Origin of the sequence: Nitrosomonas sp. (assembly GCF_021731985.1) — a bacterium.
Lineage (GTDB): Bacteria > Pseudomonadota > Gammaproteobacteria > Burkholderiales > Nitrosomonadaceae > Nitrosomonas.
Genome location: NZ_JAKFWH010000057.1, coordinates 1 through 25078, shown reverse-complemented (window position 1 = coordinate 25078; position 25078 = coordinate 1). Strand labels below are relative to the sequence as shown.

26 protein-coding genes and 1 pseudogene are annotated in these 25078 nt (G+C 46.1%); 15 read left to right on the top strand and 12 right to left on the bottom strand.

The genetic code is table 11. From position 1 onward, the window contains the following. The 3 genes from QZ942_RS07670 to QZ942_RS07660 form a co-directional block, all read left to right on the top strand. A partial coding sequence (locus QZ942_RS07670) for a chemotaxis protein CheB (RefSeq protein WP_292994289.1) occupies positions 1-286 on the top strand: 286 nt, incomplete at its 5' end. Positions 287-339: 53 nt separating this feature from the next. Beyond that, positions 340-834: an NlpC/P60 family protein gene (locus QZ942_RS07665; protein WP_292994287.1), complete on the top strand. Its 495-nt coding sequence runs from the start codon at positions 340-342 to the stop codon at positions 832-834. A 160-nt stretch (positions 835-994) separates the two neighbouring features. After that, positions 995-1312: a DUF4389 domain-containing protein gene (locus tag QZ942_RS07660; RefSeq protein WP_292994285.1), complete on the top strand. Its 318-nt coding sequence runs from the start codon at positions 995-997 to the stop codon at positions 1310-1312. Positions 1313-1560: 248 nt separating this feature from the next. On the opposite strand, the gene QZ942_RS07655 is transcribed toward QZ942_RS07660, so the two are convergent. From QZ942_RS07655 to QZ942_RS07640, 4 genes are all read right to left on the bottom strand, one after another. Then, positions 1561-3390 carry a c-type cytochrome gene (locus tag QZ942_RS07655; RefSeq protein WP_292994283.1) on the bottom strand — a complete coding sequence of 610 codons (1830 nt, stop codon included), beginning with the start codon at positions 3388-3390 and terminating at the stop codon, positions 1561-1563. Between the two features lie 167 nt (positions 3391-3557). Beyond that, complete coding sequence (locus tag QZ942_RS07650) at positions 3558-4922, bottom strand: cytochrome P450 (RefSeq protein WP_292994281.1); 1365 nt, start codon at positions 4920-4922, stop codon at positions 3558-3560. A 327-nt stretch (positions 4923-5249) separates the two neighbouring features. Further along, the gene (locus tag QZ942_RS07645) at positions 5250-5489 is read right to left on the bottom strand and encodes a hypothetical protein (protein ID WP_292994279.1); all 240 of its coding nucleotides are present in this window, start codon (positions 5487-5489) and stop codon (positions 5250-5252) included. A 432-nt stretch (positions 5490-5921) separates the two neighbouring features. After that, the gene (locus tag QZ942_RS07640; RefSeq protein WP_292994295.1) at positions 5922-6866 is read right to left on the bottom strand and encodes a transposase; all 945 of its coding nucleotides are present in this window, start codon (positions 6864-6866) and stop codon (positions 5922-5924) included. Positions 6867-7141: 275 nt separating this feature from the next. Here QZ942_RS07640 and QZ942_RS07635 point away from each other — a divergent pair, with 275 nt between their 5' ends. The 5 genes from QZ942_RS07635 to QZ942_RS07615 all read left to right on the top strand — a co-directional run bounded on the left by QZ942_RS07635 (position 7142) and on the right by QZ942_RS07615 (position 11108). Then, on the top strand, positions 7142-7789 hold the full coding sequence (locus tag QZ942_RS07635; RefSeq protein ID WP_292994277.1) for a hypothetical protein: 648 nt from the start codon (positions 7142-7144) through the stop codon (positions 7787-7789). A 51-nt stretch (positions 7790-7840) separates the two neighbouring features. Next, positions 7841-8362, top strand: coding sequence for a tail fiber protein (locus tag QZ942_RS07630; RefSeq protein ID WP_292994275.1), 522 nt, complete (start codon positions 7841-7843; stop codon positions 8360-8362). A 44-nt stretch (positions 8363-8406) separates the two neighbouring features. After that, positions 8407-8925 carry a tail fiber protein gene (locus QZ942_RS07625; RefSeq protein WP_292994273.1) on the top strand — a complete coding sequence of 173 codons (519 nt, stop codon included), beginning with the start codon at positions 8407-8409 and terminating at the stop codon, positions 8923-8925. 44 nt (positions 8926-8969) lie between these two features. Next, on the top strand, positions 8970-9473 hold the full coding sequence (locus QZ942_RS07620; protein WP_292994271.1) for a tail fiber protein: 504 nt from the start codon (positions 8970-8972) through the stop codon (positions 9471-9473). Between the two features lie 342 nt (positions 9474-9815). Beyond that, positions 9816-11108, top strand: a complete 1293-nt coding sequence (locus QZ942_RS07615; RefSeq protein WP_292994269.1) for a hypothetical protein — start codon at positions 9816-9818, stop codon at positions 11106-11108. Between the two features lie 31 nt (positions 11109-11139). On the opposite strand, the gene QZ942_RS07610 is transcribed toward QZ942_RS07615, so the two are convergent. Together QZ942_RS07610 and QZ942_RS07605 are read right to left on the bottom strand one after the other, a co-directional pair. Continuing rightward, positions 11140-12651, bottom strand: coding sequence for a YifB family Mg chelatase-like AAA ATPase (locus QZ942_RS07610; protein ID WP_292994267.1), 1512 nt, complete (start codon positions 12649-12651; stop codon positions 11140-11142). Positions 12652-12727: 76 nt separating this feature from the next. Beyond that, on the bottom strand, positions 12728-13048 hold the full coding sequence (locus tag QZ942_RS07605; protein WP_292994265.1) for an accessory factor UbiK family protein: 321 nt from the start codon (positions 13046-13048) through the stop codon (positions 12728-12730). A gap of 221 nt (positions 13049-13269) precedes the next feature. On the opposite strand from QZ942_RS07605, the gene QZ942_RS07600 reads away from it, so the two are divergent. The 5 genes from QZ942_RS07600 to QZ942_RS07580 all read left to right on the top strand — a co-directional run bounded on the left by QZ942_RS07600 (position 13270) and on the right by QZ942_RS07580 (position 18112). After that, positions 13270-14274: a phosphotransferase gene (locus tag QZ942_RS07600; RefSeq protein ID WP_292994263.1), complete on the top strand. Its 1005-nt coding sequence runs from the start codon at positions 13270-13272 to the stop codon at positions 14272-14274. Between the two features lie 19 nt (positions 14275-14293). Further along, the gene (gene murU / locus QZ942_RS07595; protein ID WP_292994293.1) at positions 14294-14992 is read left to right on the top strand and encodes an N-acetylmuramate alpha-1-phosphate uridylyltransferase MurU; all 699 of its coding nucleotides are present in this window, start codon (positions 14294-14296) and stop codon (positions 14990-14992) included. 40 nt (positions 14993-15032) lie between these two features. Continuing rightward, entirely contained in the window at positions 15033-16340 is a 1308-nt protein-coding gene (gene pepP / locus QZ942_RS07590) for a Xaa-Pro aminopeptidase (protein ID WP_292994261.1), read from the top strand. Further along, on the top strand, positions 16337-16705 hold the full coding sequence (locus tag QZ942_RS07585) for a hypothetical protein (RefSeq protein ID WP_292994259.1): 369 nt from the start codon (positions 16337-16339) through the stop codon (positions 16703-16705). Before pepP ends, QZ942_RS07585 begins: the two co-directional genes overlap by 4 nt. A gap of 207 nt (positions 16706-16912) precedes the next feature. Then, positions 16913-18112, top strand: a complete 1200-nt coding sequence (locus QZ942_RS07580) for an HD-GYP domain-containing protein (protein ID WP_292994257.1) — start codon at positions 16913-16915, stop codon at positions 18110-18112. A 34-nt stretch (positions 18113-18146) separates the two neighbouring features. On the opposite strand, the gene trmB is transcribed toward QZ942_RS07580, so the two are convergent. Genes trmB through thiS form a run of 3 tightly spaced genes read right to left on the bottom strand, consistent with a single transcriptional unit; the run spans position 18147 to position 19941 of the window. Then, positions 18147-18830 carry a tRNA (guanosine(46)-N7)-methyltransferase TrmB gene (gene trmB, locus QZ942_RS07575; RefSeq protein ID WP_292994255.1) on the bottom strand — a complete coding sequence of 228 codons (684 nt, stop codon included), beginning with the start codon at positions 18828-18830 and terminating at the stop codon, positions 18147-18149. 34 nt (positions 18831-18864) lie between these two features. Then, positions 18865-19689 (bottom strand): thiazole synthase, encoded by an 825-nt coding sequence (locus tag QZ942_RS07570; RefSeq protein ID WP_292994253.1) that lies wholly within the window; start codon positions 19687-19689, stop codon positions 18865-18867. Between the two features lie 48 nt (positions 19690-19737). Then, the gene (thiS, locus tag QZ942_RS07565; RefSeq protein WP_013965108.1) at positions 19738-19941 is read right to left on the bottom strand and encodes a sulfur carrier protein ThiS; all 204 of its coding nucleotides are present in this window, start codon (positions 19939-19941) and stop codon (positions 19738-19740) included. Between the two features lie 220 nt (positions 19942-20161). Between thiS and QZ942_RS07560 the strand changes: the two genes are divergently transcribed. Beyond that, entirely contained in the window at positions 20162-20779 is a 618-nt protein-coding gene (locus QZ942_RS07560; protein WP_292994250.1) for a hypothetical protein, read from the top strand. 412 nt (positions 20780-21191) lie between these two features. Here the strand turns inward: QZ942_RS07560 and QZ942_RS07555 are convergent, their stop codons facing one another. Beyond that, positions 21192-21629, bottom strand: a complete 438-nt coding sequence (locus tag QZ942_RS07555; protein WP_292994291.1) for a M10 family metallopeptidase C-terminal domain-containing protein — start codon at positions 21627-21629, stop codon at positions 21192-21194. 317 nt (positions 21630-21946) lie between these two features. Between QZ942_RS07555 and QZ942_RS07550 the strand changes: the two genes are divergently transcribed. Further along, complete coding sequence (locus tag QZ942_RS07550; RefSeq protein WP_292994248.1) at positions 21947-23074, top strand: hypothetical protein; 1128 nt, start codon at positions 21947-21949, stop codon at positions 23072-23074. Between the two features lie 411 nt (positions 23075-23485). On the opposite strand, the gene QZ942_RS07545 is transcribed toward QZ942_RS07550, so the two are convergent. Next, entirely contained in the window at positions 23486-24475 is a 990-nt protein-coding gene (locus QZ942_RS07545) for a calcium-binding protein (RefSeq protein WP_292994246.1), read from the bottom strand. Positions 24476-24965: 490 nt separating this feature from the next. Further along, positions 24966-25078, bottom strand: a pseudogene (locus QZ942_RS07540) (IS5/IS1182 family transposase); the annotation flags it as partial.

Sequence of the window (25078 nt, the reverse complement as noted above, 5' to 3'; positions counted from 1 at the left end):
GCCTTCAGTTGATGTACTATTTCGTTCAGCGGCTAATTGTGCAGGTAAGAATGCCATTGGTGTGATTCTGACAGGTATGGGTAAAGATGGTGCTGCTGGAATGCTGGAAATGCGTAAAGCAGGCGCTCATAATTTTGCACAAGATGAAGCAAGCTGTGTTGTTTTTGGAATGCCTAAAGAAGCAATTGCAGCGGGCGGAGTGAACGATGTTGTTTCACTGAAAGATATGGCCAGATCTGTATTGTCAAAAGTGTCCAGTATGGGGTCACACGGCAATCGTGTTTAACTTGCATTCATACATATTTCTTGATTTGAGGTAAAGTAAAAAATACATCGTCAATGAAAAAGATTATTTCTCGATTTATCGTATTTATTGGTATTAGCTTTTTAGTGAGTTGCGGGTCTCTTCAGGAAAGAACTTCAGTTAAGTTTGATCCTAATCCGGCTGCTAATCAATCGACTGATACCAGTCACGTCAAAAAAGCACTTTATTCCCAGTTTAGTGAATGGCAGGGTGTACGTTATCAACGAGGCGGACTCAGTCAGCGGGGAGTTGATTGTTCTGGCTTTGTGCATTTGACGTTTAAATCAAAGCTCGGCTTGCATCTGCCCAGAACGACCAGAATGCAATCAAGAGTAGGAAAAGAAATCAGGAAAGATGATTTAAAGGCCGGTGACCTGATATTCTTTAAAACCGGCTCAGCCTCAGAACATGTAGGGATTTATCTGGAGAAGAATAAATTTCTACATGCCTCTCAAAAACAAGGCGTCACAATATCCCGGTTAGATAATGTTTACTGGAAATCTAACTATTGGAAATCAGTTCGTATATAAAAAATAATTCCGAGAAAGTTTGCATTCGTTTTCTTTAAACGCAAAAGCTTGGGTTTGTGCGTTTGTTTATTCTTCACTTACACTGTTACAGTGAATAGTGCGACCATGTTATTCTAGAATGCAGAATGATGACTAAACTCTACTTTTATAGGAAAGTAAAATGAATGAAGAAATCAAACAAAGATTACAAAAAAAAGAAATCTGGCAACGTGGTTTTTATATGATTCTTTTTATGTGTATCTATGGTTTCTCTAATTTCTTGATTATCAGTATTTTCTTTTTTCAGTATGTTACGTTGATATTAACTGGTCAAGCAAATGTGTTGCTACTTGAATTCAGTAAGAATTTAGGTGCCTATATCCATCAAATAATAATCTTTCTGTCATTTAACAGTGATCAGTGTCCATTTCCATTTAGTGCATGGCCTAATGCTACAATTGACATTGAACCGATTAAAGATACCAACACAAACGATTAGTTGACCGTTAAGGCGATCGTTGTAACTGCTCGTCCCAATCGCGAGACGAGGAGTCAAAAATGAAGGCGTATCAAAGTTTGAGTCATACGCGCTGGGATTGTAAATATCATGGGTATTTATTTGGTAAGCTTATAAGGGCTAACACTTAGGAGGCATATAGGGCGATCACATCATTCTACTGACCACTGAGAATACTCGAAAATCTTGTGTCACCCCAGCAAAATTCTGGGGTGAATCAGAAGGAGTTTTTAAAGGGTTTTTAAGTATTCGATGATCGCCAAGGCTCCCGCTTTGTCATTACTCCAATTAAGTTTGAAAGTTTTGCCATCTTGCTGAATATCTTTGTCGTGACCTTTATTACTCATAGCTGGAGATAAGCGAGTATCAAAAACGTAACCTTCTTTATTTGCTGCCGTTTCGTTTGCATTCCATGCAAAACCGATCAACTTTTTGTCATAATCCAAACGGCTTTTTACGAACACGGCTGGGCGTTCATTAGGCATCAATAAATGATAAAGCGTTGGCACCGAGCCATTGTGTAAGTAAGGCGCTTGCGCCCATAGCCCTACCAAGGGTAACGCATTGTAACCATCATGTAATTTGGGTGGTGTCATTGCTAAAGATTTTTTACCCTCCAGTGAGACACCTTTATAGTGCGCACAAGGTTTGGCATCTTTGCCATACATTTGCACTATAGTATCCGCGCCACACACATCGTTAAAACCGCTGATCGCACCGAGCGTGACAAACAATCCGGCAACCTTAGCACGCCCCATATCTGTGCCTATATCGCGGTAAACCTTGCCATTATTCGGTTGATGGCAGGCGGCGCAGTTTTCAGCAAATAATGCCTGGCCTTTTTTCGCTAATGCAATATCCACTTCAAACGGATAAACACTTGCAGGCATTTTCTCCAGTACTTCTTCTGAAAATGCCGATACGCGCACATCCACATTCTCATAACCTATCGTTAATTGTGCCGCAATGTTTTTATAGATAGGTAATGGAATATGTCCTGTCCACTGTCCACCACCATTGATTAAATCGGATTTATCGCTATTCCACACTGGGTCGTGCGTATTTTGTTCCCACACCGCCATAATATCCGTCACACCGTGACTCGGCGGCAACGCGAGTGATGCAAATGGCTTCGTGAGCGCCTTTTGTTTTAAGTTAATATTGGCTTTCACGGTATTGAAACCAATTGCATCTTCCATTCCGGGCAAACCATCAAACAATCGTGACTCCGCTCCTTTGTAGTATTTTTCGACAAATGCTTTCCAGCCTTCATATTCACTAACATGGTGCTGAATAAACTGTGTAATCACTTTATCAGCGGTTGATTTGAATAAATCAATTTGCACCTGCTCGTATGCAGTGTCAAATCTCCGGTCTTCATAAGTATAATTTTTATAAAAATAATTTGGATCAGAAGCACGCGCTTCATCCAATGCGGTTAGAATTTTTTCTTTGATCAGTTGTGTTTGTTTAGCAAGTTCCGTTTCCTTACCCACCAACTTAGTAATGGATTGTACTAAGCGTTTGCGATAACCGATCACATTAAATTCAGAATTAATGCCACCATCTAGATAATAAATGCTGTTGTCATCAAGACGTACTCGCCCAATATGGCATGCACCACAGGCGAAAGAAGCGTAATCAATATTACCTTTCGGATCAACACGCGACATACCAGTAAAACCCATGCCACGTGGAACTGGTGAACCCTGCAATCGCTCATCGTAAAACAGGCCCATGACGCTTAAGAAATCATCACCTTCTCCCCAATATTCAGGTGCAATCATTGGCAATAATTTTAAGATGATGTAGGGAACACCATCCGTTTCACTTTGAGCAAAGTCCGCAAAGCGATTGTAGGCAGTCTGATATTTAGCAATGTGTGCGTCGCGCGCGGCCATTTTATTTTGTTTGAATGCTTCCCAGTCATCGGGCACCGCCTTTACAAAAGCGGGCGGCTCAGGTGCAGCCAGTTGCTTACTAAAACCGCCATCGGCGGAATACAAAAAATAAGCCGCACCAATTACCACTACAACCAAACCCAATAACAATTTTTTCATGTAATTTCCTTATGAAGCTATTGTTTATATCAAATATGATTTTTAACGCTACTCGTTGTTATTCGAGTAGCGACATTCAAATCATGCCCATTGGAGATACCCTATCAATGACCTTATATACGAAGGCATTGATAGATATATGAAGAATAGTGCTTCGTTGCAATAACTTATTTATCCCAAACTAATGAGTAGGATTCTGGGAATGGTCCATTTTTAAAATCAATCGGCGCTGCTGCTCGCAAATTCTTTAGCAGCAACACTTGGCGGACCATTTCCGGGATCATTTCCATGCCCACATATTTACCTAAACAATCATGTGAACCAAATCCGAAATTAAAGTTGTGATAGAAAGTGCGGTCTGGATTGAATTCATCTGGGTTGGTGTTGGCAAACGTATCAAACATTGCCGATTGCGTAAGCACAAGTACATTAGTTCTAGCAGGTATCAGCGTCTCATAATCGGTACCTTTTGCTAAGGTATAGTCTTGCGAAGTTTGGCGGAACATATAGGGACTAATCGGTACATAACGCAGCGCTTCCCACACGATATTATCAAATTCTTGCAGGTCTGTTTGTTGGGCTGCGGTTTTGGCTTTTGCCAACAGATCTGGTTGATTAACAAAAAACTCGATTACTTGAGCCGTTGCTTGTGAAGTGGTTTCAATCGATCCAATCAACAAACCACCTGCATTAGCACCCACGCGTACTAAATCAAATTCAACTTGTTGCGGAAAACTGGTACGCAGCATACGTGTGAACACATCATCTTTCGGAATGAGCGTGGGCTTGCCAGTCAGCTTATCAAGAATACCTTTTACAATGCGCTGAACAATCGTGAAGAAATCTTTGGCTTGTTCTAGCTTCACCATGGCTAATTTTTCGATCAATTCTTTTTTAATGTAATTGGCGAGCGCAGCAGATACGCGTGCATGGTTATCTAAAATAAATTTGTTTTGTTCTGGTGAATTTAAATCAAATGGTTGGTTGTGAAATGTATTATATTGATTCCAAAATGACCAATCGATTAAATCCTTTTTATCCACATTACCCAAACCAAAGTATTGCTGCACCAGGATGGCTGGCACCATACGGCAATAGTTGTATACGATGTCGATATTGCCATCAGCGTTCGCAAGAATCTCTTGGCTGGCTTGTGCGATTAAGGCACGGATTCTCGGCAAATCATTACGATTCAGCAAACCTTGCATTAAGGATTTCTCGCGGTAGTGAAAGGCATTATCGTCATGCGCCATTAAATAACCAGGATCCGTGGCTGTCACTCCCATTTTGGGTTTGTACAGATCAACCGTAAATATTTTTGGCATTTGTAATAAATCAGTCACGTCCGCATAGCGACTCACTAAAACACATTCAGGGGTAACCAAGATAGGACGCTGAGCGCGTAATTGTTTAAAAAATGGAAGCGGTTCGGTCATCATCCAGCGACGCACTAGGGGATATTTATCCGCCGTGGCGGCACTATCATATTCGGCCAGATAATCCTTGGTGTTGCTAGTTGCAATATTAGTCATAAATCCTCCCCTTCTAGTTAGTAAGTTATGGTCTAGGAATTGTTGCCGCATCCATAAGGAATCATTCAAGACAATCCCGTGGAATTCGGAATAAATAACACCACAATAAAATGTTTCCGACGACAAAGAAATCACAAAAAGATTACAAAATTCCGCCAACCTGAGTACTCGGCTTGATTGTCCTCCGATCAAACAGAATTTATACTATCATCAGATTTTACTCGAGAGCTAGTGTTTAATTGCATTAATTCGATACAAATTCTTTGAGCAGTAAGATAATATAAAACAAATGGTTATTTTAGAAAATAAAATACCTTATTTTTGCAATTAGACACTAGCCTGCTCTAACACGTACAAGCTATAGGGAATAACTCGGGAGCCTTGACTGGTAAACCAGAATAATTGACGTTTTTCTTTATTCCAGCCTTGATTCAACTCTACGCGAGGCTGGATCACGCCATCCGCAGGAATAACAGGAACATTACTATTTGCAGCGTTGACATGGATTGCGCTAAATCCAATTATTGTTGGGATTAAGATATGTGTTAATTGCTTTAAATTTTTCATAATCATTCCCCTTAATTAATTTTCTACAAGGCTGGAATTAAATGTTATCAACGAACTTCACACAATAAACCAAAAGAAACAATCTCATTTCTCATAAGATTCATCTGTAGCTTTTGATGATTCTTTGCATACCTAAGGAAGCTCTGATTAACTCATGTTTGTCATTCCGAATAAAGTGAGGATTCTTTGTAAATCAACGTTATATATTTCTCGCCTCATTCGAAATGACAGTTATTCAGAGCTTCCCTAAGTTAATAACAATTTAAATATAGCAATGACCGAATCCTCTCTCTGTGGAAAAACACACAGAAAATGTAATAAAATATAGAATCAAATGCTTAGGATTATAATTTGAGCGATTCCAATTCTATTTCATAAACTGTACGAACTAAATCCCAAATCAGGTTGCCTGATTACAGTTACTAAGTCAATCTACTGCTCTCTGCTGTGATGTAACCCATCTTGTTGTTGATTAATCTTGATTTCCTTCAGCGCGGAACCGGTGTCAGCTCCAGAATTAAGATTCTTGTTCTTGCGAACAATAACCCCAACCGTGGTTGGGTGCAATTGATAGTACTCCCCGATTTCTCGCTGGCTGTATGCGTCTGTTTTGTAGGCGGCAATAATCGCCGTTCTGCGGTCTTTGTGTTGTGCTGCGATCTCAGATAAAGGCTCTGCAACCAGCCGCTTTTGCTGCTGGGGTATATTTAAATCGTCCTTTTCTTTCCCGATTCTTTTCTGCATTTCAGTGACGAAAGCGGCATCCCCTATATAAATCTGCCCCTTCAAATTCGACCAGATCTCAGGCTGATGTTGCACGCCTTCCAGGACAAATTGCCGGTATTTCTCCGTTGCAATTTTCCTTTGCTTCCCAAACAAAGACAAAACCCAGTCCGTTGTCAGCCATTCAGGTTTGGGAGCATCACCCACCATTGCCGGATAACTGCTCCACGGCCAGTCTTCAAGCCGTTTGACCATGCCTTTGGCTCTTAGCGGATTCAAAACAACATAGCGGGAAAGCTCAAGCAAATAGCGATCTTTATCCACCAGGATTGCTTTGTCACGTCCTTGAAAAAGATGGCCGCCACGCCCATGCCAGCGATTCGATGCTTGGGTATAAATGCCATTGAGTTGACGCATACCTTTTGACAAATTCCCGTCAAGCGTTTCAATGATCAGATGATAATGGTTATCCATCAAACAATAGCCATGGCACAGCCAGTTAAAATCAGATACAACCGTTCCAAGGATTTCTAAAAACCTTGCCCGGTCATCGTCATCCTCAAAAATGGCTTCGCGGCGATCTCCACGCGAAGTGACGTGGTAAAGCGCATTCGGGAATTCTAAACGGAGTGGTCTTGTCGTGGCTTGCGGTATACACTTATTCTTCTTGATTCGCGACCTGCCCCCTCTTGCTCTTTTTCATCTGGTTTCTGGTGAAGTATTCATGCAAAACCGGTTAATTTCATGAATAATATAATGAATTGAGGGTTCAAAAACCTCTTGATCTAAATTATGATATGGGAGTATAACGTAACTGAACTGACTGGCGAGAATCACCTCACTTTGATTATACAACCGGCGATTACTGCTGCAGTTTCGTGAATGCTATTAAAAATGAATATGTGCATACCCTAAATGGAGGCCTTTCAATGAAAAAAAGTTTGTCTTCAAAAATAATTGTGTTCTTCGCGCTTTGGGTCGGATCTCAGTTTGCGTTTGCAAACACGATCGTGACCGTAGGCGAGCAGGATTTTGCCGATGGATCAACAATGAATACGGGGCCTTTCCTTGCTGCGGGAACGGGTGAGTCCGCGCCGTTTGATGGCGTATTCGTTGGTTCGGATGTCAGTGGTCCGAATTTCTCAGCCAGCTGGACGTTTTCGTATGGCGCAATCGCGGACACCGTTACTGGTGGCAGTTTGATACTCGGAATTTATGATCACGAATCCGCTGCAACCGGGAATCAGGTCGCTTCCTTTTCAGTGAATGGTATTGATCTGACCAGTGCGCTCAATACGTTGTTTGAATCACATGGAGGTGGCAGCAGAGAGGACAATGTTTATACACTGACACTGCCAGCGACAACCTTTTCAGCGTTGGGATCGGGTACGGTCAATATTAGCTTGTCCCTGGCAGGACCTGGGCTGGGTTTGTTCGGCGAGACACCATCTAACGGGGCCGGGTTGGATTTTTCCACGCTGGACATCGCGACAGCCGTTCCGGAGCCTCTGACGAGCACTTTATTGCTGATGGGACTTCCGGCAATATTGGTTGCGGCGCGGCGTAAGATGGTCTAGTGCTATTGTGATTTTGGTGATGAAGCCCTTTTATGTGTAAGGAGAGAATGTATGGCCGATCCATTTATAGGTGAGATCACGACTTTTGCAGGGAATTTTGCTCCAAGGGGCTGGGCCTTGTGTCAGGGTCAGTTGCTTTCCATTGCGGAGAATGATGTGCTGTTTTCGCTCATCGGGACGACCTATGGCGGTGATGGGGTGTCAACTTTCGCTTTGCCGGACCTCGCGGGTCGTATTCCGCTGCACCAGGGTGCTGGACCCGGTCTCAGTCCACGAGTGATAGGGGAGCCTGGCGGCAGCGAAGCAGTCAGCTTGTCTGCCGGGCAAATGGCGGTTCATCACCATACCGCGGTTTGCTCGAATACTACCGGCAATAGCGTCAGCCCTGTGAACAGCTTCTGGTCAACGGATCCCGGTGGTAATACCGGAGCCTACAGCACGACCGATGGCAGCCCGATGGCCGGTGCGGCCATTGGCAATACGGGCGGCGGACAACCGCATAACAATCTACAACCCTATTTAGTGCTCAACTACATCATTGCGCTCGAGGGTATCTATCCTCCCAGAAGCTAGGATGATAGCAATCCAGATAACAGTTGAAAAAAGGAGATCCTTGTATGAGTGATCCGTATATTGGAGAAATCCGGTCATTTGGATTTAATTTTGCGCCAGTGGGCTGGGCGCAGTGTAATGGACAACTGCTTCCCATCGCCAGTAATACGGCATTATTCTCGATTCTTGGCACAACCTATGGGGGCGATGGCAAATCAACCTTCGCGCTACCCAATCTTCAAGGTAATGTGTCAATGGGTGCGGGAAAAGGGAGTGGTCTTGCTGACCGTACTCTGGGCGAATCCGGCGGTACGGTGACAGAAACGCTAACAATTCAACAAATTCCGTCGCATAATCACCCCGCCAATGCCCAAGCCGGTGATGGAAACAAGCCTGCCCCCGCAGACAATTTCTGGGCGCAGGACCTTGGCGGAAGCAAGGAATACGGTGATAGCGGACCATCACAGATGGCCGCTGGCGCGGTTGTGGCTGCGGGTGGCGGGCAGCCGCACAATAATCTGCAGCCTTACCTGGTGTTGAATTATTGCATTGCGTTGCAAGGTGTTTTTCCACCAAGAAATTGAGCGTGTTTCCATGCAAGAACACCATAAGATAACGAGAGGATAATATGAGCGAACCTTATTTGGGAGAAATTCGGCCTTTTGGATTTGGTTTCACACCGAAAGGCTGGGCGAGTTGCGATGGTCAGTTATTGCCAATTGCTCAAAACACGGCACTGTTTTCCTTATTGGGCACAATGTATGGAGGAGATGGCCGAATTACTTTCGGGCTTCCGGATCTTCGTGGCCGTGCTGGGATGCACGTGAATCCAGGGCATGCCCAGGGAGAGCGTGGCGGAGAAGAAGGCGTAACACTCACAGCCGCTCAGCTTCCTCTTCACAGTCATACTGCAAACTGCAGCAATGTTCCGGGAACCCAGACCAGCCCGGCTGGAAAGTTTTGGGCGCAGGACTCCGACGGCAATGTCGTCTTCAGCAGCGCGGGCGGCGCAACCATGGCTACCGCAGCGGTTGGCAATGCAGGCGGAGGTCAGCCACATTCCAATATGCAGCCCTATCTTGTCGTGAATTATTGCATCGCCGTGCAGGGTATTTTTCCAAGCCGCAACTAGAGTAACCCAATACCATCGGCAAAGCCGGTGGTAGTTTACTTTTAAGCATCTTATGTAGCAACTCAAAGCCTAACATACTTTGAGTACGGAAATTGCGTTCAGGGATCACGCCAAATGCTGCGTGCCACAATCTCTACAAAATAACTTGCATTTAGTACAGCGCGCAACGGGTAGAGATTGCATCATTTTGATTCTTTATTCGGCGTTATTTGGGGTTCTTATTCGGAAGAACAAGGATTCTCGATTCTGGACACCGTTTTGTTCGGTATGCTGGAACGACAATATAATCCCTCTCTATGAGCTATCCCCCAACAATTTGCGCAAACATGAGAACCAAGGCAAATGGAAGAATTCAGTAAATCACTGATTACCATCCACCGGACGCTGATGCTGGTGACCGTTGCAGTGCTTGCTTTTGCGCTTTCAGAAGATCCTGCGGGGGAGTACCGTAACGCACTGCATGCGGTGGAAACGATTAGTCAACTCGATACGACCAGAGTCATAAGTGATATTGCAACGCGCTACAGCAAGGATAAGGTTTTCTCTGCGGAATGGATCAAATCGCAAGACACAACTACGCATGCACAAGGCCTTTTCGCGATGTGCCTATTTGGCAGCAAGGTGGAAGTATCGTTAACTTCGGCTGTTGTCCTTGTGCCCGAACCAGCGACAGCGACGATTAGTACAACTCTTGGTTATCTTTCAGAAGGTGAAGTCTATCTAGTGCAGGCATCAACCCATGCCGTTGCTAACGTCCTTAGATCAAATAAGTTCGACTGTAATGCTGCGATCAAGGCTGGCTTAGCAGCGATCCGCATCGGTAATAATGAAATCGCCATTCGACTGATTCCCGGTGTACGTAGTGAGGTTCGCGGCCTTTCATCTCTTGAGTTGGTCAAATACACCAGCAAGATGGGGCCTAATATCTCGAAGGAGCAATACACATTCAACCTGATGGAGGCAATTGCCAAAACTGCATCCATAGAATTGGAATACCACAAGGACGACACCATCAGAATAGAAGAAATCATGCCCAGGGAGCCGTTCGCATCTCCCGGCAGAACGAGTATCGAGAATCCATTCGTTACCTATCTTCCTAGTAGCGATACTTCGCAAGCAACAATACTTGGCACGCTTCGTCGTAATCTCGGACTCATCGGCGATCTGAACACTGCTCGCGCAACAGAGTTGCTGAAAACAAAAATTGAAGAAAAAGCCAAGTATCCGACAGTGTATGGCGTCGAGATACGCTCCCTGCACGCTGTATGGGGCCTGCCGGTGCTGTTGCTTGCACTGGCATGTTTTCTCCTCGTTCACGTACAAGCATACCGTCGCGCGCATATACAACCAGAGGAAAAGAATGTCTGGCTACCGAATGTATTGCTGATTCCCGGGATCGGTACTTCCGTGGCACGCGTGCTCTCGCTGGTATTCTTACCACCGATTTCCTGTGTACTTCTGGTTCAACGACTTAGCGACTCTACCTTACCCTTGCCAAAGGAGTCATGGGCGGGCTATGGTGTTTGCTTTCTCTTGGCGATGGTCGGAGCGATGACCATGTGGGAGCTACACCGACTCCGAAGTCGGTCCAGAATGAAGAATCAAAGACCAAAAGATCAATATCATGTTTTCTAATTTAGTTTTAAAAGATGATGCAATATGAGACCTATTGCTTATCCAATCTGCGATACTGAACCGCTTCGGCGATGTGTTGATTGCTGATTTTCTCGGCACTCGATAAATCCGCAATGGTTCGCGCGACTTTAAGAATACGATGATACGCGCGGGCAGAAAGATTTAATCGGCTGATTGCTTGTTTCAACAGAGTTTCGCTTGCAGAATCAATAGTGCAATGCTGATCGATTTCCTTAACGCTCAATCGGCTATTGGTTTTTCCCTGCCGGTCAAGTTGTCGTTGGTGCGATTTTGTTACGCGCGCTCTTATTGCATTGCTTTTCTCAGCGGCAGTATGTTGGCGCATCAATTCCTCTTGCGGTACAGCCGGGACTTCGATCTGCATGTCGATGCGATCTAGCAATGGGCCTGAAATTCGGGCGCGATAACGAGCAACTTGGTCAGGCGTACAATGACATTTTCCTGAAGGGTGTCCCAAATAGCCACAGGGGCAGGGGTTCATCGCCGCAATCAGTTGGAATTGTGCCGGAAATTCGGCTTGGCGTGCTGCACGGGAGATGGTGATTTTTCCGGATTCCAGCGGCTCGCGCAGTACCTCCAGTACTTTGCGATCAAACTCTGCCAATTCATCCAGGAATAACACGCCGTGCATCGCCAGTGAAATTTCTCCGGGGCGCGGGTGGCTGCCGCCGCCCACCAGTGCCACGCCGGATGCGGTGTGGTGCGGGGAACGGAAGGGGCGGCGTTTCCAGTTGCTGATATTGAAGCTGCCGTAACTGAGCGATTGTATGGCTGCGGATTCTAGTGCTTCCGCTTCGGTCATGGGTGGGAGTATGCCGGGAAAGCGTGCGGCCAGCATGGATTTTCCGGTGCCGGGCGGGCCGATCATCAGAAGGCTGTGACCACCGGAAGCGGCTATTTCCAGCGCGCGTTTTGCATGGGTTTGGCCTTTGACTTCGTCAAAATCAGGATAAGCTGAGTCACCGGTTTCTGTGTTGTTTTCGAGTAGATTTTTGTAAATTTGTAAGGGTTCGCGTCCACTCAGATGCGCACAGATCTGTAACAGTGATTTGGCTGCATAAATGGTGGCTTTATTTACCAGTGCAGCTTCCGCGGCATTTTGCTGGGGTAATACAAAACTACGGCCGGATTGGGATGCATTATAAGTCATCGCCAGTGCGCCATGGATCGGGCGCAGTTCTCCGGTTAAAGCGAGCTCGCCAGCCCATTCATATTGATCCAATTTGTCTTTGGGAATTTGTCCGGTTGCCGCCAGAATGCCCAGTGCGATGGGTAAATCAAAGCGCCCGCTTTCTTTGGGCAGATCGGCAGGGGCCAGATTGATGGTGATGCGCTGTGCGGGAATTTTGAACTGTGCATTTTGCAAAGCGGCCCTGACGCGATCTTTGCTTTCTTTGACTTCCGTATCAGGGAGCCCGACAATGGTAAAGCTAGGTAGGCCGTTGGCAATGTGCGTTTCCACTGTCACCAACGGCGCTTGTATACCTGAAAGTGCGCGGCTATACAGGACAGCGAGTGACATTTGAGAATTAGTAATCCTGGTGTGCTGGAACGAGCAGGAATTAACTTAAAGATAACAAAAAATAAGTTAAATAGACTTATTTGTCATGCATATCTTCATTATCTTGTTTTGCTTCTGCCGCGTGGGAGGACGCATGATGATCGGCTGATAGATGGGTGGATTTTTTCAGCAATGTTTCCAATTCGGAAACTTTACCTTCGAGAACCATTAGTTTTTCACGGGTGCGTTGTAAAACTTCCTGTTGTACATCAAACTCATCACGTGTGACTAAATCAAGCCGTGTAAACGCACCTGATAACAGCATCCGGATATTTTTCTCGATGTCTTTGGCCGGGCTGTTGTGCAGTACTTCGCTGACTTTGGCATTGATTTCGTCAATTACATTTTTATTAAGCATCGTTGTTCTCCTTGTTGGCTGATCCAGCACATGATCAGTTGATGATAGTGACGTGATAAAATCCCAAAATGTGATAAAGCTTTACAATATCTGATTATCCACTGTTATTGAAAAGGGTGCCAGTATTAAGAAGTAAGGTTTATTCTGCCATGCTACTCCCTTTGATCAATTAGCATTGGAGAATTGTCTTTTGATTAACGGTTAATTGTCCGGATACATAAATGGAACGCATACAACTACTTGAAAATTGGCTAAAGGAGCAATTTCCGGAGAAGCCGTTTACTTTGCAACCAGCCTCTGCTGACGCCAGTTTCCGGCGATATTTCCGTGTTTCCTTCAAGGATCAGACGCTGATTGCTATGGATGCACCCCCGCAACAGGAGGATTGCACGCCATTCATTCAAGTGGCGGAGATTCTGGCTGCGACCGGCGCGCACGTGCCAAAAATAGTAGCGCAAAATCTGGATCAAGGTTTCTTATTGCTGTCTGATTTGGGTGATACGACTTTCTTGCAAGCACTCAATAATCAATTCGTTAGCGCTGATCAGCTTTATGGCGACGCCATTGAGGCGCTGATTAAGTTGCAATTGTCGCAACAGGTGGAAGGTTTGCCCGGTTACGATGAGGCATTATTGCTGAGAGAGCTCAACTTGTTTCCGGATTGGTATGTCGCGAAACATTTGCGAGTAACTATAACGGAAAAACAGCAAGCCGTTCTGCAATCAATTTTTACGCGAATTATACAAAACAATCTTGCACAGCCCAGAGTATTGGTACATCGCGATTATCATTCGCGTAATCTGATGGTGACATCTCCCAACCCAGGGATTATCGATTTTCAGGATGCCGTAGTGGGCCCGATTACATATGATTTGGTGTCGCTATTTAAGGATGCTTATATCCGGTGGGATGAGGAAAGAATTCTGGATTGGATGATTCGTTATTGGGAAAAAGCCCGCAAGGCCGGACTACCTGTGTCCACTGATTTTGCGGAATTCTACCGGGATTTTGAATGGATGGGCGTGCAGCGGCATATTAAGATTTTGGGCGTTTTTTCCCGCCTGTATTACCGTGATGGTAAAGAGAATTATCTGAATGATATGCCACTGGTGATGGAATATTTGCGTAAAACCTGTAAACGCTATCGGGAACTTCATCTGCTGCTTAACTTGCTGGATGAGCTGAATCCAACTGAATCAGACCAGAAAATTGGCTACACCTTCTAATAGTTTTCCCTATAAGGCCATGATTCTCGCGGCGGGACGCGGAGAACGCATGCGTCCGCTCACCGATTCGTTGCCAAAGCCTTTGTTAAAGGTGGGGGGGCACGCATTAATCGAGTATCAGTTAAGAAATCTGGCGCGTGCGGGTTTTATCGATATTGTGATCAACCATGCGTATCTCGGTCAAATGATCGAGAATGCTTTGGGTAATGGTGAACGGTATGGTGTTAACATTCAGTATTCGCCCGAGAAAGTTGTTTTGGAAACCGCGGGCGGGATTGCTAATGCTTTGCCACTTTTGACGGACCGATCCGGCAACTTGCCCTTTTTGGTTGTCAATGCGGATATTTATTGTGAAATGGATTATGCATCGTTATTACCGGTAATGCATACGCTGCAATCAAACACCAACCAGCAGCTTGCGCACCTTGTTTTGATCGACAATCCGCCGCATCATGCTGAGGGTGATTTTGCGTTGCAGGGAGATCAAGTGCAACTGGCTGGGGACAACAGATTGACTTTTAGCGGTATCGGTATTTATCAACCACAGTTTTTTAACGAAATAAAACCAGGCTTGCCGGTAAAACTGGCGCCACTGCTGCGGCAGGCAATGCAAGCGGGAAAAGTAAGCGGTGAATATTTTTCCGGCCAATGGATTGATGTAGGAACACCGGAACGGCTTGAATTACTGGATCAGCAACTCAAGTCTCAATTAGAATAATCAACAACGGGCGCAGTCTAAAAATTCAAAGTATCTCGCTATGACACACATTCAACCTTTTATCGCACGCCGGCAGCTGTTGGTATCCAAAATGCATGGCGGTGTCGCTATTGTCCCAACGGCTCCCGAACGATTACGCAATCGGGATGCACATTATTCTTACCGGTTTGACAGCTATTTTTATTATTTGACGGGTTTCCGCGAACCTGAGGCTGTGTTGGTACTCATTGCCGCGACAGAAAAAACACCGGCAAAGCATGTTTTGTTTTGCCGCGAAAAAGACATGGAACGCGAGATATGGGATGGTTTTCGCTATGGTCCGGAAGCTGCCAAAGAGGCGTTTGGTTTTGATGAAGCGTATTCGATTGCTAAACTGGACGAATTGCTTCCCAAACTATTGGCGGATCAGCCTGCAGTTTATACCGCATTGGGACAGGATCATGCCTGGGATCAACGTATCGTCGGCTGGTTAAACCGGGTGCGAGAACAATCGCGCACGGGTGTGGTTGCGCCGGGTGAAATTCATGATTGCCGGGCATTATTGGATGAAATGCGTCTGATTAAAGGGACGGATGAATTACAAATTATGCAGCGCGCGGCAGATATCTCGACCCAGGCGCATCAGCGTGCGATGCAGACAACCCGTCCGGGAATGCGTGAATATGAAATTGAAGCGGAATTGCTCTACACCTTCTACCGGCACGGCGCGCAAGCGCCAGCCTACACATCCATTGTTGCCGGTGGCGCCAACGCCTGTGTGTTACATTATGTGGAGAACAATGCCGAGTTGAAATCGGGAGATTTATTACTGATTGATGCCGGTTGTGAGTTGGATGGCTATGCATCGGATATTACGCGGACATTCCCGGTTAATGGAAAATTTAGCGCTGTGCAGAGGGATGTCTATCAACTGGTTTTGGCTGCACAGGCCGCGGCAATTTCTCAAGTGAAACTGGAAAATAACTGGAACGATCCGCATAAAGCTGCCTTACATGTACTGGCGCAAGGCTTTATTGATCTGGGATTGTGTCAGGGCAGTGTGGATGCCGTGCTGGAATCGGGAGATTACAAACGCTTTTATATGCACCGGACCGGGCACTGGCTGGGAATGGATGTGCATGATGCCGGTGAGTACAAACAAAAAGGCGATTGGCGTCTGCTGCAACCCGGTATGGTGCTAACCGTTGAGCCAGGATGTTATATCCGTCCGGCGGATAATGTTCCGCAACATTTCTGGAATATCGGGATACGCATCGAAGACGATGTGATTGTCACACAAACCGGCCATGAACTTTTGACTCAGGCAGCACCCAAAACCATAGCCGAAATAGAGGAGCTGATGCAATGAACGATGAAGAAAGGAAAATAATTATCAGCAAGGTTTCTGAATACCGTCAAAATGAATCGGGAGAATTCCACCGTGTGCCGGTTTCTCCGGTTAACCGCTGGATTACCATTGCAATACTCATTCCGGTTGTTGCGCTTATGGCTGTTTTGGGTGTTTTCTTTTTTGCGGCTTTCCTTGCTTTACTCGCAGTAGCTGTCGTGGTGGTCGGAATACGCTTTTGGTGGCTGCGCAGAAAATTTGAAAACGCCATGCAGCAACCCGAGGATATAAACCGGCAGGCTGAGGCGAGCCAGACAGTTATCATCGAAGATGCACAAATCATTGAAGAAACGGAAGTTCACCGGACTGAACAAAAAAAACACTAAAGCTGCGTGATTCATCTTTGTAATTTAAAGCAGATATGGCATCGAGTTATTATATTCCTTAATAAATTATCTTATTGACCGTAACTAAATCGTAACATTTTAAAACTCAGGATCCGCTGGGATCTGTGAGATTTAACTTGCTAGTATTAATTGGGGTGGCAGGTTCCTAAATCCGCCGTTTCTTTTCTACTTCCGATATTGAGTTCTATGATAAAAAAAGTGCAAGCTGATGATGTTCGACTGGGAATGTATATTCATGAAATTAAAGGGAACTGGTTAGAACATCCATTTTGGAAAAAATCATTCCTGCTGGATCAGCAAAAAGATCTGGATAAGCTTCTGAGTTGTACCTTGGATGAAATATGGATCGATACCAGTAAAGGCCTTGATGTTGCCGTAAGCGAACAGGCGCAATCCGCAGCTGTTGTTATTCCTGACTCAGACAAACCGAAAGCTGAAACACCGCGGCCGGCAAAGAAAGTTTCGGTCGATGAGGAGCTGGTTGCTGCTAAAAAAATACATAAAAAGGCAAAAGAAGCGGTTACGACCATGTTCAGCGATGTTCGCATGGGTAAAGCGCTTGAAATCGAAGAAGCGGTATCACTGGTTGATGAGATTAATCAATCTATGGAACGGAACTCCAACGCATTACTCAGCCTGATCCGGCTAAAAACTGTCAATGAGTATACTTACTTACATTCTGTTGCGGTTTGTATGCTGATGGTTGCAGTGGGAAGACAATTAGGGTTAAGTGGTGAACAGCTCAGACAAGCCGGTGTTGCTGGGCTACTCCATGATGTCGGGAAAATGGCGATTCCCAGTGAAGTACTGGATAAGCCTGGAAAATTGACGGATGAAGAGTTTACTATTATCAAAAGCCATCCACAACGCGGCTGGGAAATACTTAAATCCTGTTATCAAGTTCATGAAACAGCTTTGGATGTTTGCTTGCATCATCATGAACGTGTGGATGGGCAAGGTTATCCGGAAAAAATATCCGGCGACGCGCTTACTTTGTTTGCACGTATGGGGGCGGTTTGTGATGTCTATGATGCCGTTTCTTCAAGCCGTTGTTACAAGCCTGCATGGTCGCCTGCTGAATCAATCCACAAAATGGCGACATGGGCCGGTCATTTTGATGAAAAGGTTTTCCAGGCTTTTGTTAAAACAATTGGTATTTATCCAACCAGTACTTTGGTAAAGCTCAAATCCGGACGATTGGGTGTGGTGATTGAACAATCCCAGAAAAAATTGACAGCACCCATCATTAAGATTTTCTTTTCTACGCGAGCGAACGCCCATATTCCAGTAGAAATTCTAGATTTATCAAAAGGAACGGACAGTATTGAAAATATTGAAGACCCGATTAAATGGGGATTTGATATCAACAAGATACAAGGAATATGAGCGTTCAACTTTCTGCGCTTGAACAAAACATCTGCTACAAAACACCGGTAATGCAGTTTTTCTGAAAAATCAAATCCCAAACGCCATGCCCGAGCTTGAGTCCTCTTTGCTCAAACTTAGTCAATGGCCGATATTCCGGCCGGGGCGCATAATCTGTCACGGTGTTGGTGAGTTGGGATTCCTGACTTAAAACCTGCAGAATCTGTACGGCATAGTCTTCCCAATCGGTAGCGACATGGATATATCCGCCCGTTTTTAAATGTGCACACAAATGAGTAACCAGCGCCGGCTGGATCAATCTACGTTTGTGGTGCCTGGCTTTTGGCCACGGATCGGGAAAGAAAATGTGAACGCCATCTAAACATTCCGCTGGCAGCATGTGTTGCAGTACTTCGACCGCATCATGTTGAATGATGCGTAAATTCGTCAATTCGAGATGCTCGATTTGATTGAGCAGACTGCCGACTCCGGGCGTATGCACTTCAATTCCAAGATAATCATTTTCAGGATGCGCCGTTGCGATAGTCGCGGTGCTCTCGCCCATGCCGAATCCGATTTCCAGGATTTTGGGTGCCGGGCGGCAGAAAACTTGATCCAGATCTAGCCAGTTCTCGCTAAATGGAATGCCAAACCGGGGTAGCAATGTTTCACAGGCGCGGCGTTGTGCATTGGATAAGCGTCCTTGGCGAAGAACGAAGCTGCGGATGGTTTGTTGCATCGGCTGGTAAGATTGACGGCGTGCGTGCGGCTAACTAAACCGGTTTACCCGTTGCTGATTTCTTTATAACTGTGTCTGAGTGGGCGATGACACCATCCGTTGGCGAGCTGGGGCTGGCGCTGTAGAGTTTCTTCGCCATGCGTCCGGCCAGATACGCTTCGCGTCCCGCTTCAACAGCTTTGCGCATCGCGGATGCCATCAATACCGGGTTTCTGGCTGCAGCAATCGCCGTGTTCATCAGTACGCCATCGCAACCCAGTTCCATCGCAATGGTCGCATCGGACGCCGTGCCGACGCCCGCATCAACCAATACCGGGATTTTGGCATTGTCGATGATGATTTGCAGATTCCATGGATTCAAAATGCCCATGCCCGAGCCAATTAACGAAGCCAACGGCATGACGGCGACACAACCCATGTCTTCCAGTTGTTTGGCAATAATCGGGTCATCCGAAGTGTAAACCATCACCTGAAAATCCTCCTTAATCAGGATTTCCGCCGCTTTAAGCGTTTCCACCATGTTCGGGTACAGTGTTTTGGGATCGCCCAGTACTTCCAGTTTGACCAAGCTGTGCCCATCCAGTAATTCGCGCGCCAGACGTAGCGTGCGCACCGCGTCTTCAACGGTATAACAGCCCGCCGTGTTGGGCAGTAAGGTATATTGCGTTGGCGGCAAAACATCCAGCAAATTGGGCTCATTAGAATTTTGCCCGATATTCGTCCGCCGGATCGCGACCGTGATGATCTCAGCGCCGCTGGTTTCAACGGCTGCGCGGGTTTCGCTGAAATCTTTGTATTTCCCTGTGCCGACCAGTAAGCGGGATGTGTATGTCTTGCCGGCAATAACTAAGTTATCCATGAAATTCTTTTTTTGTTCCAAAGGTATATTTGTTTAATAGCGCGGAATTTAACCGCCGCCCACTGCGACAACAACTTCCAACTGATCCCCATGAACCAGAATTTGTTCCGAGAATTGGCTGCGCGGAATAATCTCACCATTGCGTTCGATGGCGATGCGTTTGCCGTGCAATGCAAGATGATCGATAAGCTGCGTCACGTTAATCGGCGACTCAAATTGCTGCGGTTGTCCATTAATGGTGAGTTGTATCATGGATGATAAAGCCGGGATTGAAATTTCAGGTTAGCCGGATGAACAATCAAAAATCAGGATGAATTTTATCATGTGGGGATTGGTCATTTGAATAATTTATCAGAACCGTCAATCAGAGTTGTATATTTATAGGATCGATTTCATTTTTCTTGCTTTAATTATCATGCCGCTTATCACAGCGAACTGATAAAGTCGCGTTCTAACACGAAAGGACAAGTATATGCTTTTTGATAAGCAACTCTCTGATGCCGGCAACTATGTAGAGTGGTTGCGTTTAACAATCCACGAACGTGAACTTCCTGCTAACAACCGCGTGCGGGCGTCTGGGGCTTGTTTAGCGATTGCACAGGATCATCATCATGCAATCGTTCTCCTGATGGATGAACATCTCTATGCGTCGAGTTTTGCCTTGTTGCGCATAGCATTTGAAGCATATGTGCGCGGAGAATGGCTAGCACTGTGCGCAACTGATATTGAGGTAGCGAAATTCCTCAAGGGATGCGAACCACCGAAGATTAATTGTTTGTTGAAAGATCTTGAAAGAGCTCCGGCTTTCATGGAACAGACTCTTTCTCATATCAAAGAACGCACATGGAAAACCATGTGTTCCTATACGCATACCGGCGGCATGCATGTGCAGTGGTGGAATACAGCGGAAGCGATTGAACCAAACTATTCTGATGAAGAACTCCTTAATGTTCTTCGTTTTGCTGAAACTATAGGTTCACTCTCTGTTCTGGCTATTGTGACTTTGATGAACGATGAACACCCCGCCGAACAGGTATTGGATAAGTTTAAAAAGCGCATTGGAGATAAATTAAGGCTATGTCATCATTAATTGTTGGTCACTGTAAACAAACACAAATTATCATTGATAAACAAGTCATTAACTAAAAAACCAATAATTGATATTTTGTTTCAAATTCATTAGGTTACATGATTACCACTAACTAACGATGACATAGCCTAAATTAAATAAGGATGAATAAGGGTGGGGGCCAGAATAATGGCGGGGGCCAGGTCGCGAATTGAGAATATAGCCGATGAATTAAATTTGACTTTTGTTTTGTTTTGTTTTGTAACCTAGTGGTGTGCGTTGTCGGTATTGGATTCGAGATTCGGTTCCTGACCCTAACGATTATCGCCTATCATGCCGCAGGCCATATCAGTATAAGCAAGCGACATTAAATTGAAGCCGGGGCACGCCAAATAGCGAACCCAAGCTTGCAACTATGCAATCCCTTGCGGGATCAGATACCGAAACCGCTAGGTGAATAGATGAAGTCATCAGCGGCAAGTGCCGTGCCGATCACCTTGATGGCCATATCGGCTGTGCCATCACCGTTGGCATCGGCCTGAAGCGTCTGAACGCCCGCTGCCGTTGTCACCCGCAGTTCGGCCCCACCGGTTGCCGAGAAAGCCGACGCGCCAATAAAGGTCTGCGATGCGGTGAATTGCAGGGGTGCCAGCATGATCAGGTCTTCAGCACCATTGAAATCCGTGATCGTGTCGGCTGCGGCCACCGTGGAATCGGCCAAGTTGTCAAATACAAATCGATCAGCGCCAGTGCCACCCGTCAACCGGTCCGTGCCAAGCGAGCCCGTCAGGCGGTCGTTCCCCGCATCGCCACGCAACGTGTCTGCACCAGACGAGGCGAGAATGTTGTCATTGCCATCGCCACCGGACAGGGTGTTACCTGGAAAACAACGGGGTCAGGTACCGAATCACGAATTCTGATTACAAAACGAAAAATGTATTCATCGACAACATTCTCAATTCGCGACCTGTCCCCATGCTTCCCCCCATGCTTCCCACTTCCCTACAAAATTGTTAAATATCTCTTTTTGGGAGTATAGTAAATCTATAGTAACTTTATTATTGCTTTATTAGATTAATGCAAACGAAAAGGGTAAATCTTATGAAGAAACAGGTGATTGTGAGTACACAACGTTCTTATTGTGTCTCTTATCTAAACCGAATCTATAACGAGGTGTGGTTTTCTAGTGTGCGTTATTTTTACTGCTGCATCTTACTGCTGGCAGGGTTGCTGTTAGCCGCAAGTCATGCTGAGGCCGGAGTTAAGGTCGGCGATATTTTGGTCACCGATTATGCGGGTGGAACGGATGGACGCGGCGCATTGGTTGCGGTAGATCCAGCAACGGGCCAGCGTAGGATTCTCAGTGACTTCGGCGATGCGGTACAAGGCAGCTTCGGATCATCCCCGCTTAGCGTTGCAGTCTTCCGATGCAAATTGGACGAGCGCGCAGAATCGGCGAGCAGTAAGTCTGAGAACAGAAATCCTCATGATTGCAGTGACGGAGAAATAGTGCAGATTTATGTCTCGGATTCTGGCCGCGCTCTTTTTAAGGTCGATCCCAACACTGGCCATCGTACCCTCGTCAGCGACTTCGGACAGGGCGATATTGAAGGGGCTTTTTATTATGGTTTGGCCGTGAATGCCAAAGGCAAGGTAATAGCGAATCTATCTAAGCAGGTACTGCCAAACCTAGAGGGCCACAGTGTACTTGTTCGCATCGATCCAGAAACTGATGCGCGCGTTCTTGTCAGTGACCTTTTTAATCCAGATCAGGGGGCGATTGATACAGGTACGTTCATTACTGACCTTGTTATTGAACACTCAGGGAAAATTCTGATTGGTACAGCCAATGAAAATGATTACGCAAGTGGAGCAATTTTTCGAGTTAGCCCAAGAACGGGTAAGCGCAAGCTTTTGAGCGATCTCACTAATGCTGCGCAAGGGCCTATTATTGCTGGCCTGTTTTTTAGCGCTGGCTTGGCAACTGAGACGTCCAAGCAGATCTTGGCTATTGGCGGGAGCTTCCTTTTGCGGATAGATCCAAAGACAGGTCAACGTACTATTCTCAGCGATTTTGACAATTCTGCGCAAGGAATTACAGGATTCGCTCCCCGCGGCACCGTAGTGGAAAAATCTGGAAAAATAGTCGTAAGCGCTGTTATGACTGAATTCTACAGCTCACTCTTCCGGGTAGATCCAAAAACAGGGCAACGTACTTTGCTGAGTGATTCCGCTAACCCAGAACAAGGCCCACCCCTCACTGCATCTATTACTTACATGGCGATTGTACCTAAGAATGGTGACGTTGAAGACTAATTCCAGTTATCGATAGAAACGTAAACGGGGAAAAGGTGTCTAGGATCAAGAATTCCTGCTCTTTATTTTTGCGTAGAATAACCCCAATCGTTGTTGGAGACAATTGATAGCGCATGACCAGCACCATGTGCCGAATTACGAATCGCGGAAAGAATGGGGCCAAGGGGAAAGCATGGGGCCAGGTCGCGAATTGAGAATTGAGGATATAGCTGATGGATTCAGTATGATTTTTATTTTGTGATCTTGTGGTGTGTGCGTTGCCGGTATTGGATTCGAGATTCGGTTCCTGACCCTAACGATTATCGCCTGTTATGCCGCAGGCCATATCAGTATAAGCAAGCGACATTAAATTGAAGCCGGGGCACGCCAAATAGCGAACCCAGGCTTGCAACTATGCAATCCCTTGCGGGATCAGATACCGAAACCGCCAGGTGAATAGATGAAGTCATCAGCGGCAAGTGCCGTGCCGATCACCTTGATGGCCATATCGGCTGTGCCATCACCGTTGGCATCGGCCTGAAGCGTCTGAACGCCCGCTGCCGTTGTCACCCGCAGTTCGGCCCCACCGGTTGCCGAGAAAGCCGACGCGCCAATAAAGGTCTGCGATGCGGTGAATTGCAGGGGTACCAGCATGATCAGGTCTTCAGCACCATTGAAATCCGTGATCGTGTCGGCTGCGGCCACCGTGGAATCGGCCAAGTTGTCAAATACAAATCGATCAGCGCCAGTGCCACCCGTCAACCGGTCGGTGCCAAGCGAGCCCGTCAGGCGGTCGTTCCCCGCATCGCCACGCAACGTGTCTGCACCAGATGAGGCGAGAATGTTGTCATTGCCATCGCCACCGGACAGGGTGTTACCTGTAGTTTCTCCGAATTCGCCGCCAAAGATATTGTCGTTTCCGCCAGCGCCGTTGATGATGTCGCTGCCATTGAAGCCATAAAGATCATTGTCGCCGTTCGAGCCGGTGATCGTATCATTGAGGTTCGAACCCCAGACCTGCTCGACATTAACAATTGTATCGTATCCATCAGCCTTTGTATTCTGGGCCTTGGTAATACGAAGATCGACAGTCACCCCGCGCGTGCCCGTGACCCCGCGATAATCCACCGCATCATATCCCAGCTCGCCATCCAGATAGTCGTTACCAGCACCGCCGATCATGCCATCATTGCCGTTGCCACCAAACAGCCGGTCATTGTCAGCGCCGCCATCCATTGTATCGTGGCCGTCCATGCCATAGAGTATGTCGCGTCCTGCGCCACCGAACAGCTTGTCACTGCCTAAAAATCCAGTGATTGTGTCGTTGCCGCCAAGGCCATATATTTCGTCGCCAATCCCGTTGATATCCACATTCAGCGCAGTGAGAATGTCGTTCAATTCAGTTCCATTAATGATGGCCATTTGCTTCTCCTTGTTTTAGTAATTTGTGCCAATACGATTAGAGGCATATAGTAAAAATAAACGCTTTTTTCTCAAGATCATTATATATAAATCGAATATTTGGTCAAGCGTATTGGAAAACCCAAATTCCGCGAATGGATTATTACTCTCTTTCTTTAGAGCGCCGAAGTAAGCTTGTGGTAGCGGGTTTGCGGGTAAATGGGGTAAGCGGCGAGTTATGGAACTGGATAGGTATAGAGTTAGGCTGCGAATTGAGAATATAGTCGATGATTTTAGTATGATTTTTGTTATGTGATCTTGTTGTGCGTATTGCCGGTATTGGATTCGTGATTCTGTACCGGACTCCAACTACCCTTAAAAGCTAAGGAAACGCTGAATAACTCATCGCGCAGTAGAGATCAAGCCGAGTGATTATGTAATATTGCGATAATTTGCCCAATTTTGACCTGAATCGCATCATTTTTTGCATTATTACCCTCATTTCTTGTTTTCAAGGCGCAACTAGGCTGCCTGTTCTGCATAGCCACCGGCGAGCCAACAGCAAATTGGCAAGCCCGAACAGCGAGAACATCTGAGCGGTATTTTTGACCAATCCCTTGTAGC